At 60.8% G+C, this 11,933-nt stretch carries 7 protein-coding genes; 5 read left to right on the top strand and 2 right to left on the bottom strand.

Annotated features, from left to right (window positions below; translation table 11 throughout):
• The first annotated feature begins 277 nt into the window (after positions 1 to 277).
• Positions 278 to 850: a ferritin-like domain-containing protein gene (locus WBP53_RS16250; protein ID WP_423930796.1), complete on the top strand. Its 573-nt coding sequence runs from the start codon at positions 278 to 280 to the stop codon at positions 848 to 850.
• Positions 851 to 907: 57 nt separating this feature from the next.
• Here the strand turns inward: WBP53_RS16250 and WBP53_RS16245 are convergent, their stop codons facing one another.
• Together WBP53_RS16245 and WBP53_RS16240 are read right to left on the bottom strand one after the other, a co-directional pair.
• Positions 908 to 1,603: a hypothetical protein gene (locus WBP53_RS16245; protein WP_423930795.1), complete on the bottom strand. Its 696-nt coding sequence runs from the start codon at positions 1,601 to 1,603 to the stop codon at positions 908 to 910.
• The gene (locus WBP53_RS16240) at positions 1,600 to 2,256 is read right to left on the bottom strand and encodes an aspartyl/asparaginyl beta-hydroxylase domain-containing protein (RefSeq protein ID WP_423930794.1); all 657 of its coding nucleotides are present in this window, start codon (positions 2,254 to 2,256) and stop codon (positions 1,600 to 1,602) included. The genes WBP53_RS16245 and WBP53_RS16240 overlap by 4 nt, the downstream gene beginning before the upstream one ends.
• Positions 2,257 to 3,085: 829 nt before the next feature.
• Here WBP53_RS16240 and WBP53_RS16235 point away from each other — a divergent pair.
• From WBP53_RS16235 to WBP53_RS16220, 4 genes are all read left to right on the top strand, one after another.
• The gene (locus tag WBP53_RS16235) at positions 3,086 to 5,710 is read left to right on the top strand and encodes a tetratricopeptide repeat protein (protein ID WP_423930793.1); all 2,625 of its coding nucleotides are present in this window, start codon (positions 3,086 to 3,088) and stop codon (positions 5,708 to 5,710) included.
• Positions 5,711 to 5,849: 139 nt separating this feature from the next.
• Positions 5,850 to 7,805, top strand: coding sequence for an LVIVD repeat-containing protein (locus tag WBP53_RS16230; protein ID WP_423930792.1), 1,956 nt, complete (start codon positions 5,850 to 5,852; stop codon positions 7,803 to 7,805).
• Positions 7,806 to 7,992: 187 nt separating this feature from the next.
• Positions 7,993 to 9,009 (top strand): DUF2333 family protein, encoded by a 1,017-nt coding sequence (locus WBP53_RS16225; RefSeq protein ID WP_423930791.1) that lies wholly within the window; start codon positions 7,993 to 7,995, stop codon positions 9,007 to 9,009.
• Between the two features lie 302 nt (positions 9,010 to 9,311).
• Positions 9,312 to 11,933, top strand: a 2,622-nt coding sequence (locus tag WBP53_RS16220) for a PAS domain S-box protein (protein ID WP_423930790.1), incomplete at its 3' end; no start/stop codon positions are given.

Below are 11,933 nucleotides of genomic sequence, written 5' to 3'. Positions count from 1 at the left end.
CGAAATTGCCTCATTCCCGGCATACGGTGTCAGCCCCGGCTGCTGAAAAATGGCGACGGCATGAGGGCGAGATTGAAGCTGTATGGCCGCTGATCGAAGCGATCCGCGCGCGCGCCGAATCGACTTTTCGCGGCTGAAAGGTCCATTCGTTCAGCTTAGGCTGCAATATGGATCGGCACCATTGGGCTGGTTATTCGGGCTGCATGTTCCGGACACCTCGTGACGCGAGAGGTGCGCAGCCAGGAATCCTCGCGAGTCGACCCAAGGAGCAATTCCCATGGCTGCAAGCAAACCTTTCGTTTCCGATATCAAGAACATCCGCAAGCGTGCCCGCGAACATATCGAGCGCGGAGCGGTAACCGACGGCTACAAGGCGGATCGCGAGACGGTGATCAGGATTCTCAACGAAGCGCTGGCCACGGAAATCGTCTGCGTGCTGCGCTACAAGTATCACCACTACATGGCGTCTGGAATCAACGCGCAGAGCGTTGCTGCAGAATTTCTCGAGCACGCCAATGAGGAGCAGGGACACGCCGACCGCATCGCCGAACGCATAACCCAGTTGGGTGGCGCGCCGAATCTTTCTCCGGAAGGTCTGCTGACGCGCAGCCACTCCGACTATGTCGAGGGCGATGACCTGGTCGACATGATCAAGGAAAACCTGGTTGCCGAACGCATAGCGATCGACAGCTACCGCGAGATCGTTGCCTATCTTGGCAATGCCGATACGACGACTCGTCGCATCATGGAGGAAATCCTGGCGGTCGAGGAGGAGCATGCCGAAGACATGAGCACCCTACTTGAAGAACTCGGCAAGAAGGGCGAGCCGGCCAAGCCATCCAGGGCTTAGAAGCGGCGCTGATAGCGCCCGCGCCAACAGTTCAGCGGATGTGGCTACCGGGCATGGCTAGTCTTCGAAACGATAGCCATGCAATTTCACTACGTCCTGGTCGCGCATGGCGACGAGTGCGGCAAGCTCATCATCGTAGTAATCACGCCAGGACCGATGGCTGGAGGTGTTGCGCGGATGCGCGTGATCGATGAATTCGGTCAGCGCAGGCGACAAAGGAATCTCGAGGCCGGCCAGGAATTGCCTGAGATCGGTGCGCAGGGTTTCCACTTTGCCGACTGACGCCGGCGATTCGCCTCCGCCATACATGTAGTCATACAGATAGCTGTAGAAGCCCTTGCCGCTGTCACGTATGGGATCCAGTGCGAATGCCGGCAGGTTCAGGCCCTGATTGCCGTAGTCCTTCGGCAACATCGCCAGCACCTGATCGAGCTTCGTGTTGCCGCTCCCCAGATCAAGCAGGTTGCGGATGGTTCCGGAGAAATCCAGGGCCCGGTTTTCACTGGCGCAGCGAAACAGTGCGTTCGGTTGTGGCATCCGCGACTGGAACGAGAACCAGGAAACGTAATAGCTCCAAGGATTGCGCACGAAGCCCAGCACCGGCAAGGCGCGCAGCGACTCGGGAATTCGCGACCGTGGCAGGTGATATCCCACTCGCCTGGCTCCGGGAAGGAATCGCATCAGGCACTCGTTGACGAAGGTGCCGCCGGACTTGTGCAAATGGACGTAGACGAAGCGATCGGTCGCGATCATGCCAGTCGGGCTTTGCCGCGCGCTGCGAACAGGCGTGATTCGATGGCGAAATTGCGCTCGCCCAGATCGCGCTGCCCGGAGAGCAGCAGGGCCTCCAGTTCGGCACTCGCCAGAAAGTCACAGATCAGATGGATGCGCTCGCATTTGTCATCATCATTGATCACGCCATGCGTCGAGCTGTTGTTGAGGGCCCAGATTTCGCCCGTTCGCATGCGATAACTCTGTCCATTGCAATACATCCAGACGGCATCACTGGTAACGATCGGGACGTGCAATCGAATGGTCTTGCTGAAATAGTCGGCCTGGTCGATATGCGGGGCGATCACCGCGCCCGGCGGCAACATCGCGATCAGGCAGCGCATGGGTTGGGCCGGCACGATTCTTTCAATCAGTTCGCGGACTGCGGGCAAATGCGCCAGTGCTTCGCGCTCGTCGATAGGCAGGTTTCCCTGGGCGGGCGCATGTCCGCGCAGGAAAATCGCCTGGGCCGGATTGTGGACACCTACGCGCCCTCCGCTCTGTCCCCAGAATGATTCCGGCAAGCGCGCGACTTCGTCCTGCAGGCGCGGCGCTTCAATGTTCAGGTCCAGGCGTGAACAGCCGCCGATCAGGCGGATCTTGTCGAGTACTGGTTGATCGGGAAGGGCGAGCATGTTCGATGCTGGAGCTGGCGGTCAGGTATTGAGTCGCATTCTAGCCCGGATATCGCTGGAGTTCGCTGCAGTGCAGCCATGCCTGCGACTCACCGGCTGGAACGCGAAGCCAATCCCCGCGTGCCAGCCTGGCGCAATCCTGTGCGAGCTTGCCGATACGTGCCCATTCGCGTGCTTGAACGGCGTCACGCGGCACCATCCACAAGCCAGCCATTGCGTGGCCACCGCCGGCAAAAGGTCATCGCGCTGGTATCCATAAGGCGATGGAAGCAGCATGCGCATTTTGTGATTCAATTGAATGCTGCTTCCGCATCGGATTTACTACCGGCAACTGCACAACCAGTTTGCTGCATGAGACGTGTCCGCAGCGGAGTTCGCCGGAAGGCGCGTTGCGGTTGGCTGAAGCCTTGACGCGGGATCGACGTGGCAACTGTGCTGTCTTTAGCCTGTATTGCATTGGTGCGCATCCAGTATCGGGTCCATTCCGACCGCGGCATCGGTCGCAAGCCAGTGGTTCATTCCGATCATGCGTAGCAGCCAGTCCGGAAAAGTCCCGTCGCTGGCAAACATGCCCATGGAAGAAGATCTCGAGAGTATTTTTCTCGTCGTATCGAACTGAGCTGGCCGTGCTTGCGAGCTGATGACGATCCTGATCATCGATAAAATCGAAAACATCGATTGTTGCTGGCCAGCCAGCTTGGCAGTCGTACTTCCATCGACCACGGTGCGGCATCCTTTGGCTCGACGTCTCGTCTCGGTTGGGGGATCGCGGACCCCCACCAATACCCACTAGACATCTTTTCGGTAGGCAGGCGGTTAGAATCCTTGCATGAACTACCAATTCGCCTCCTTCATCTACGATACGCACCGCGCCCAGCTGAGTGGCCCCGAGGGTGAAATCGCCCTGCGGCCGATCACTCTGAGCGTGCTCCGGCATTTGCTGGAGAATCCGCTGCGCGTCATCAGCCATGAGGAACTGCTCGATCGGGTCTGGGGACGTCAGGCCGTCAGCATCGGCGTGCTGTCGCAGTCGATTCGCGAATTGCGTCAGGCACTTGGCGATTCAGCACGAAACTCGGCCATCATCGAGACCAAGCACAAGCTCGGATATTGCCTGCTCATCGAACCCGTCGTGATCGACAATGCCAACGAAGCCGATGCCGCTCCGTCGGCCGAGGCCGCGCAGGATTCAGCAAGCATGGTTGATGCCCCTGGCTCGTCATCCCGGCCGCGATCGCTGCAATGGGGAGCGGCGCTGGGAGGGCTGGTCGTCGTCGCAAGCCTGCTTGCGTTCTGGGCCTGGCGCAGTGGCTATCTCGGAAATGATCCCCTGACGAGCGGCAGCATGCGCGCTCAGGAAATCCTGCACGATAGCCGGCCACAAGAGCCTGAAGCACGGTCCTGGTATGCCCTGGGTCTCGATGCGCTGGATGCGGGCAACCTGGTCGATGCCAGGATGCATTTCGAAAAGGTGCTGAATCGCGAGCCTGATTCCGTCGCCGCAATGACGAGCCTCGCAGATACCCTGGCCAGGTCAGGAAAGCTGGCCGAGGCCCGAATCCTCGCGAAACAAGCTTCCGAGCTATCCGGACCATTGCCTCGCACGTCACAGTTGCGCGTGCAGGCCTTCGCCGCCACGCTTGAGTATCGACGTGCCGATGCGATCAACGCCCTGCAGGCACTACACCAGCTGGATCGTGGTGATGCCGATGCCGGCTTTCGGCTGGCCGAAGCCTTGATGGGCGCCGGGCGTGTAGCCGAAGCCGGCAACGTGCTTGAACAGATGCAAGCGGATACATCGCCGCGGCTGGATCGCAGTCGACTCGCGCTGATGCAGGCTCGACTCGTCGGTATGCGTGGTGATCATGCTGCACGCCTGGTTGCCGCCATCGAGGCGGTCGAGCTGGCCGAGAATGACCACGCCCGCGTGGACGCGCTGTTCGAGCAGGCAGTGGCGCATCAATATCTGGGGGAAGTCGCGGCGGCACGGAGTGATCTCGAGCTGGTCGATGCGTTGCTTGAGAAGACACCGTGGCCGGGCGCAACCCTGCGCCGTGAAATGATCGCAGCCACCTTGCTGCGCGAGGATGGCCGCTACGCTGAGGCGATAGCAGGATTTGAATCCGTAGCGAAGCGGGCGGCATCGCTCGGCCAGCGCAGTACGGAACTGGGCGCAAGGCGGGAAGCAGCCTTCGTCATGAGTTCAGCAGGGGACAGCAGCCAGGCAATTGATTCGCTCAAGTCCCTGCTCGGAGAACAGGAAGCGCTGGGTGATCCGCGTGAACTGGCCAGCACCATGGATGTGCTCTCGGTGGCCAGCCAGCACGCCGGCGATCAGGTTGCTGCACAGGAGATGGCCCAGCAGGCATTGCGCGCCTACCTCGATGCGGATGACCAGTCCGGCGAAGCGTCGGTACGCAACAATCTGGGCATGATGCTGGCGCGTTCCGGACGTGCGGCGGATGCACAGGAGCAGTGGGAAAAAGCAGCAGAGCTGTTTGAGCAAGGTGGTGATCGGCGTGGCAAGGCGACGACACTTGGCAATCTTGCTGTCCTCTATGCCCGATCCGGGCGCGTTGACGCTGCACGCGAGGCCAACGAATCCGCGCTTGAAGCCTTCCGTGAACTGGGTGCGACACTTGACGTGTCGAGGTTGCAGTTCAACCTTGGCGTGCAGGACAGGCGCGCCGGAAGGCTTGCGAATGCCGAGCAGCGGTTTCGTGAGGCCTTCGATGGCTTCAGTGCCATCGGAGCGACGGACTTTCGACTGCAGGTGGCGGCCAGCCTGAGTGAGTTGCTGATCCTGCGCGCGGAACCGGACGCTGCGCAAAAGTTGCTGGACAGCATCGTCATGGATGACAAGGTAGCTCCCCAGCGCCGCGCAGCCATTGCGACGGCGCGGGCTCACCTGTTCGCGTTGCGCGGTTCGTTCGAGAGTGCCGAGGCGAGCTTTCGCGAAGCGCGTCAATTGCGCGCGGCAGCGGGACTCGAGGATTGGGTACGCATGAGTGATCTGGATCTGGCCGAACTATCGGCCCGGCAGGGCAACCTGGCAGTCGCTGAACAGGCTGCGCGAGAGTTGCGCCGCGCCCTGCTGGCAGCGTCCGATGCCAATGCAGCCGTCCAGGCCGGCGTGTTGCTGGCAGGGTTGTTGTCGGCGCAAGAGCGCTTCGAGGCTGCCGAGCGCCTTCTCGACGAGCTTGAAAAGGAACTGGTTGCTCATCCGGATGCACTCTTGACCCTGCGCACCGAGCTTTTGCGCGCAGCAATGCGCAGCGACGAGCGTGAAGTGGCCCTGGGCCGCGTGGCCGAGCGGGCCCGCGAGGCCGGCTTCGAACTGCTCGCCTTGCGTGCCGCGGAACTGGGAGAAGGCGAGTTGGGCAAGAGCGCCAGGCTGGAACTGGACGAGCGTGGGCTCCCGATCGGCGGAATGCCCTCTTCCATCGCGTATTGAGTCCTGCTATTGGCGCAAGTGCGGCGAAGTCCGGTGCGGTCAAGGAAACTTGAAGAATAATTTCCTTGTTCTTGCATGTCTTTCCGGCGCCGTCAGGGCACCGTGAGATGGGGCTTCCCCATGCTTCCGGAGCACGAATATGAGAATCAGTGTCGTCCCCCGAATGGGAGACTGGCGCCTGTTTCTTGGCCGTGGAGCCAGTCTTCTGGCCGGCTTGGCCTGGTTTTCGGCCGTCGCGGCAGGTAGGCCGCTGAGTTGCAGCGATCCTGTACAAGGGCATTGGGCCTACGGTCCCGGCCATGTGGTGGAATCCTGGGCCGGCAACGGCGAAAACCTGCTCCTGGTTGGCAACGGAGCGGTACTGACCCTGATTGATGCTACTCATCCGGCTGCGCTCGATCGGCTCGGTGAAGTATCTGTTTCGGATCCGGTACGCAGTATTGCAGTGTCCGCGGACGGCAACCTGGCGGCATTTTCAGACTGGAGGTCGACCATTCGCCTGGTCGACATCGGCAATCGCTCGGCACCCATGCTGCGAGGCAGCCTGGTGCTGGCTGCCGGGCTGCAACCGTACGGAATGGAGCTGGCAGGTAACCGCTTGTACGTTGCCATCCGGAATGTCGGCATGGGCGTCGTCGATATCACTGACCCCGACAGCCTTTCAATGCTTGGCATGACCGCAGCCGCCGGCACGGGATTTGTCTTCGACCTCAAGTTGCGCGGCAACTACGCCTATCTGGCTGACGATGATGAAGGGGTCAGCATCGTCGACATCAGCAACCCGAGCGCACCGGTTTACGCAGGGAGATTTGCGGGCTCGACCCTGGCTTCCCGAATTCATGTCGAGGGTAGCCGTGCCTATGTCGCGCGGCGCGGTGCCGGCTTCGATATCCTTGATCTGTCGATACCGACGCTGCCAACCCTGATTGGCTCGCATGACACGCCGGCCATCGCCCATGTGGTCAAGCCGCGGGGCGCCAGTCAACTGGTGGTTGCGGATGGCTATGGAGGAACGGTGGTCTACGACATCGCCAATCCGGCCGCGCCTGTCACTCTGGGCAGCGATCCCGTCAACGTCTACGGTCTGGCGATGCTCGGCACCAACACGTTCGTCCTGCCCGATCTCGAATTCAACTCGCGACTGCGCTCGATCGATTTCAGCCATCCGCTGGTGTCGCAAGAGCTGGATAGCCTGGATTTCTTCGCGCTCTCGGCGGAAGTGCGCATCGCCGGTGACAGGATCCTCGTTGCCAACGGCGAACGTGGCCTCGGCATCCTGGACCTGAGTGATCCGGGGCACCCGGTATATGCGGGTGGATTCCAGTCCGGATCTACCCATGCCAGTGACGTGGAGTGGATCAATGGACACGCAGTCGTTGGCAGCTACGGTCAGCTCGAAGTGGTCGACATTGCAGACCCGGCCGGCACCCGGCTGATTTCTACGATCACCGTTCCGGATGTGCTGCTCGACCTCGACAGCAAGGGCAACCTGCTGTTCGCGACCTGGGGATTCAGCGGACTCAAGATTCATGATCTCACCAATCCTGCATCGCCAGTGGAGCTGGGTACCTTCCAGCTGGCCGCTGATGGTGCGATCAGAGTCGCGGTCCATGGCAATCTGGCTGTTGTCAGTGGACAGTCCGGTCGGGTGTTCATCGTCGACATATCGAATCCGGCAATGCCCCGGCAGTTGAGCGAGATCCAGTTCGCCTCGTTCATCAACGATCTGGCTATGGAGGCGACGATGATCTACGTGGCAACCGCTCAGGAAGGTGTCCGCATTGTTGATGTGTCGATTCCCGCAGCACCGGTGGAGGTCGCGCACATCCCGACCTCGCCAGCCGTTCCAAACGCCATTGCCGTGCGCAACGACCGTCTCTACGTGGCGGCGGGTGAATATGGCGGCCTGCGCACCTACGATGTTGGTGTGCCAGGCAAGCCGCGATTCATTGGTGAACGCCAGACTTCAGGCGAGGCGCTCTGGGTCGATGTCGACAACGACATCCTGGCCATTTCCGAGGGGCCGACAGGTGTGCGCACGCTGACCTGCACTGACGATTCCGTGTTCGGGGATGGATTCGCCCCGCCACTCTGATGCCGGATTTCGGGGCGAGTCGAACCGCCGTCACGCTGGCCGGGTTCGCAACCCCCGGGTTGCCGCATCGGGCGCCATGCGCATTCGTTCATGGCGCTCGTGCGAAGATAGACCTCTGCCAAACACGCGACGGATGCCACCCTCAAGCGAGAGCGGCCTTCGTCCCGTCAGAGCCAATGGAGGCCACATGGATTCTTCTGCCAATCCCCCGCGTCGTTCGCCATGGTTTTTCCGCAGCGGCCTGGTGTTGATCGTTGCCTGTGTGCTCGTCATCCTTGCCATGATGTGGTGGTGGGACACGGAGCCGGCGTATTTCGATCCGGTCAAGGCGACCCAGGCGCGAGCCACGACCGAGCAGCAGCCGGTCGTGGTCGGATCCGCTACGGCCACGGCGCTGATTGAAAGCACGCAGATCATGCTCGACAAGCGCGGCGGCTACCTCAGCAACGACAAACTGCCACCCGGCGTCCTGATGGACAACATCCCGAATTGGGAATTCGGCGTCGTGACGGCGTCGCGCGATCTTACCCGCGCGCTGCGCAACGAATTCAGCCGCTCGCAGACGCAATCCACCGAGGACAAGGATCTTCAGGAGGCCGAACCACTTATCAGTTCGCCAAACGATCGCTGGCTGCTGCCAAGCTCCGAAAGCCAGTATCGAGAGGGCATGGGTCATATCGAGAGCTACGCAAGACGCCTGGCGGACAACGATCACGATGACGCGCAGTTTTATGCGCGAGCAGACAACCTGGTCGACTATCTGTCGGTGGTTTCGACCCGCCTGGGATCCCTTTCGCAACGCCTGTCGGCCAGCGTAGGCCAGATGCGTATCGATACCGACCTGGCCAACGATCCGAACGCACAACAATCCAAGCCGGCGGCCAGCTCGCGAATCGTGAAGACGCCCTGGTTGGAGATCGATGACAATTTCTATGAGGCGCGAGGCTACACGTGGGCACTGCGCGAGCAACTGGAAGCCATTCGCGTCGACTTCGGCCCGGTGCTGCGCGACAAGAATGCGATGGTCAGCCTTGATCAGGTTATCCGTGAGATCGAAGAGGCGCAGAAGCCCCTGGGCAGCCCCATGGTGCTCAATGGTTCCCCGTTCGGCTTCTTTGCCAACCATTCATTGGTCCTGGCCAACTACATTTCGCGCGCCAACGCTGCCCTGATCGAGTTGCGCGAGCTTCTCAAGCGCGGTTAGGCCCTGCGACAGCGGCCAGGTTTTCGACCCGGCCTGCGGGTTTCGCTGTGGCGAAAGCGTGTGTTCGACGACGGCGGGCACCTGATGCCACCGTCGCCCCGACGCGCGCTTTCAGCAGGCCTGCGAAGCGATCCGTGAGCGCAGGCGGATGGCCCCGTCGGGTTCGATGCTGCAAGAAGGAACAACTTTGCCCTTGTCCGGTCGCATGATGCGTTGCGTTCAGGGGGACAGGTGTCTATTGGGCTGGGCAAGCGTATCTTGTTGAGGTAATGCTTGACGCCGCTCCGGTTGGGAAAAGGGAAATGCCCGCTACAGTTTGCAGAAGTTGCGCACGGTATTCCGCTCTGGTCGCACTGTCCTCGGCTGCGCTTGCCCTGATTGGCTGGCTGTTCGATATCGCCGGTCTCAAGGGGGTGGTGGTGAGCGGTTGGCCGAAAATGTCACCCGCGACGATTCTTGCCGTGCTCCTTGCCGGCGTGTCGCTTGCCAGCGCTGCTTCCGTGGGGCGGGCTGCACTGGCCAAAATGCGCTTGTTGCCAACGCAGCTTGCGGCGGTCGCGGTCGTCATCGTCGGTCTGCTCGGGCTTCTCAACGCGGTTGCCGGTTCAGAAAGCGGCCCCGGCAGTGACTTTGCGCTCCTGGGATTTCGCGAGCAGCTTCTTGTTGGCGAGATGCCGGCTGGCATGTCATTCGCGACGGCGCTGGGAATCTCCATGATCGGGGCCAGCTTGCTACTGCTTCGCAGTGATTTCCAGTTTTTCCAGGCGTTCGCCCTGATCGCCGGACTGATAGGCATCCACGGATTCACACCCTACCTGTTTGGCGGCGAGGCGCTCACGCCGTATACGCAGATGTCGATACTGACAGCGCTATCGATAGCGATCCTGAGTGTGGGTTGTTTGTGCCTGCGCTCGGACGAAGGGCTGCTGGCCTTGCTGCGCAGTCAAAATTCAGGCGGCTGGCTGGCGCGCAGACTGATTGCCGTGGCGATCATCCTGCCCTACCTGGTCGGCTGGATTCGCCTCAAGGGGCAGTCGGCAGGATGGTTCGGAACGGAAGGAGGCGCCGGGCTGTTTGCCACTTCCATATTGATCCTCGTAGCTGCGCTGGTTTGGGGTACGGCAGTCCTGCTGGATAGGGCCGACCGGCAGCGCAAGCGTTCAGAGCTGGTCGCCAGGCAACTGGCCGATATCGTCGAATCTTCCCGCGATGCCATCATCAGCCTGGACATGCGAGAGAACATCACGAGTTGGAACAAGGGCGCGGAACAGACTTACGGCTACACGGCTGACGAAATGAACGGGACTTCGCTGCTACGGCTGGTTCCCGAGGATCGAAGGGAGGAGGAGCGTGCAGTGCTGGCGAAAGCGGTGCAAGGCATCAGCGTGGAACAGCATGATTCATTGCGCCGTGGCAAGAACGGCCAGCTCTTTGATGCGTCAGTTACCGTTTCTCCGTTGACGAATTCGAGGGGCGAGGTCGTTGGCTTCTCCCAGGTTGCACGCGACATCTCTGCGAAGAAAGTACATGAGCGCGAAATCTTGCGGATCTCGCGGCTCTACTCCGCATTGAGCCAGGTAAACCAGGCTATCGTGGGAATCCATGATCGCGATGCACTCTTCGCCGAAATTTGCCGGGTGCTGGTTGAATCAGGCGGATTCCGCACCGCCTGGATTGGCCTCGGAGATCCCGGTGGCCGCCGCATCGAGATAGCTGAGAAGTACGGCGACCAGGGTGGCCATGTTGAATGGCTGGCCGGGCACCGTGACGATCTTCCGGCAGTGCCGGAGCCCTTCCGCAGCGTGGTGAATGAAGGGCGGATGGACGTATGCAACGATCTGCGGGTGTCCGATCTGCAACCACTGCGCGCGGTTGCGGACCTGGCCGGCTACGGCAGCACGGCTACCTTGCCGCTACGCCAGGATGATGCGGTTGTCGGGTTCATCAGTGTCTACGCCGAAGAGGTTGGCCTCTTCCAGGCGAAAGAGATCGCACTTCTGGTCGAGGCGGCCGCCGATGTTTCATTTGCCCTGGACAAGTTCGTAAAGGATGCAAGGCACGCAAAAGCCGAAGAAGCCGTGCGTCTCGGTGAGGATTCCCTTCGGCGAAGCGAGTTGCGCTATCGGACCCTGTTCGACTACGCACCCGACGGCATCCTCATTGCCGACCCAGAGAGCTACTACATCGATGCCAATCAGAGCATTTGTCGAATGCTCGGCTATACAAGGCAGGAATTGATTGGCTTGCATGCAACGGACATCATCGAGCAGAGTGAAGCCTGGCGAGTCACTCCAGCTCTGGACCTGATTCACTCGGGCGTGGCCTTTGAGCAGGAGTGGGCGCTCCGGTGCAAGGACGGTTCGACTTTCGATGCAGACATCCATGTCACCGTGATGCCCGACGGCAATCTTCTCGCGATTGTCAGGGATATTACCGAGCGGAAGTTGTCCGAGCTCAAGATCGAGCGAGCAAACCGGCTCTACTCGGTACTGAGCGGAATCAATGAGCTGATCGTCCGCGAGAACGATCGTGCGCGGCTTCTGCGCGAGGCCTGTCGAATTGCGGTTGAACGAGGCAATTTCCCACTGGCCTGGATAGGCGAGCTGGAGGAATCCCGGCTGGTCGTTCCGTTCGTAGCCTGGGTGGGCGAGTTGCCCGAGTACCGGAAAAAGCTCGAGAGTCTGCTGTGGGAAGTTCGATTGGCAGGCCGCACGAAGGAAGAGGTTCTCGTATCGGCCAAGGTGAGTGTCGTCAACGACATCGCCTCCGATCCGCGCATCATGGTTCGCGACGATGCGTTGAAGGGCGGACTCGGATCGCTGGTAGTGCTGCCGCTGAGTGCAGAGGGCAAGGTTGTCGCGCTATTCACGATATACGCCGAGCAGAGCGGTTTCTTCGATGAGGAAGAGTTGGCCCTGCTGGTC

The sequence above is a fragment of the Dokdonella sp. genome (assembly GCF_049593775.1).
In the GTDB taxonomy this organism is placed as follows: Bacteria; Pseudomonadota; Gammaproteobacteria; order Xanthomonadales; family Rhodanobacteraceae; genus Dokdonella.
Note: the sequence above shows the minus strand (reverse complement) of the source record. Positions and strands in the feature narration are given on the sequence as shown.

What these genes read in the sequence shown, in the direction of transcription:
- WBP53_RS16250 (WP_423930796.1), top strand. Translation starts at nt 278, where the DNA reads ATGGCTGCAAGCAAACCTTTCGTTTCCGATATCAAGAACATCCGCAAG.
- WBP53_RS16245 (WP_423930795.1), bottom strand. Translation starts at nt 1,603, where the DNA reads ATGATCGCGACCGATCGCTTCGTCTACGTCCATTTGCACAAGTCCGGC.
- WBP53_RS16240 (WP_423930794.1), bottom strand. Translation starts at nt 2,256, where the DNA reads ATGCTCGCCCTTCCCGATCAACCAGTACTCGACAAGATCCGCCTGATC.
- WBP53_RS16235 (WP_423930793.1), top strand. Translation starts at nt 3,086, where the DNA reads ATGAACTACCAATTCGCCTCCTTCATCTACGATACGCACCGCGCCCAG.
- WBP53_RS16230 (WP_423930792.1), top strand. Translation starts at nt 5,850, where the DNA reads ATGAGAATCAGTGTCGTCCCCCGAATGGGAGACTGGCGCCTGTTTCTT.
- WBP53_RS16225 (WP_423930791.1), top strand. Translation starts at nt 7,993, where the DNA reads ATGGATTCTTCTGCCAATCCCCCGCGTCGTTCGCCATGGTTTTTCCGC.